We start from the raw sequence: 1030 nt of genomic DNA, 5'->3' as shown, positions 1-1030 counted from the left end.
CTGAGGACAAGCCCTCGGCCTATTAGTACCGGTCAACTCCACCCCTTACAGGGCTTCCATATCCGGCCTATCAACCCAGTCGTCTACTGGGAGCCTTACCCTCTCAAGGAGGTGGGAGTGCTCATCTCGAAGCAGGCTTCCCGCTTAGATGCTTTCAGCGGTTATCCCTCCCGAACGTAGCCAACCAGCCATGCCCTTGGCAGGACAACTGGCACACCAGAGGTTCGTCCGTCCCGGTCCTCTCGTACTAGGGACAGCCCTTCTCAACACTCCTACGCGCACAGCGGATAGGGACCGAACTGTCTCACGACGTTCTAAACCCAGCTCGCGTACCGCTTTAATGGGCGAACAGCCCAACCCTTGGGACCTACTCCAGCCCCAGGATGCGACGAGCCGACATCGAGGTGCCAAACCATCCCGTCGATATGGACTCTTGGGGAAGATCAGCCTGTTATCCCCGGGGTACCTTTTATCCGTTGAGCGACGGCGCTTCCACAAGCCACCGCCGGATCACTAGTCCCTACTTTCGTACCTGCTCGACCCGTCAGTCTCACAGTCAAGCTCCCTTGTGCACTTACACTCAACACCTGATTGCCAACCAGGCTGAGGGAACCTTTGGGCGCCTCCGTTACTCTTTAGGAGGCAACCGCCCCAGTTAAACTACCCACCAGACACTGTCCCTGATCCGGATCACGGACCCAGGTTAGACATCCAGCACGACCAGAGTGGTATTTCAACGTCGACTCCACAACAACTGGCGTTGCTGCTTCAAAGTCTCCCACCTATCCTACACAAGCCGAACCGAACACCAATATCAAGCTATAGTAAAGGTCCCGGGGTCTTTCCGTCCTGCTGCGCGAAACGAGCATCTTTACTCGTAATGCAATTTCACCGGGCCTATGGTTGAGACAGTCGAGAAGTCGTTACGCCATTCGTGCAGGTCGGAACTTACCCGACAAGGAATTTCGCTACCTTAGGATGGTTATAGTTACCACCGCCGTTTACTGGCGCTTAAGTTCTCAGCTTCGCC

Annotated in this window: 1 rRNA gene; it reads right to left on the bottom strand. The window is 55.6% G+C overall.

The window, feature by feature from the left end:
• Positions 1–2 precede the first annotated feature (2 nt).
• Positions 3–1030 (bottom strand): 23S ribosomal RNA (locus ACFY2K_RS43500); the annotation flags it as partial.

The sequence above is a fragment of the Kitasatospora sp. NPDC001309 genome (genome assembly GCF_042896295.1).
Taxonomy (GTDB): domain Bacteria; phylum Actinomycetota; class Actinomycetes; order Streptomycetales; family Streptomycetaceae; genus Kitasatospora.
Note: the sequence above shows the minus strand (reverse complement) of the source record. Positions and strands in the feature narration are given on the sequence as shown.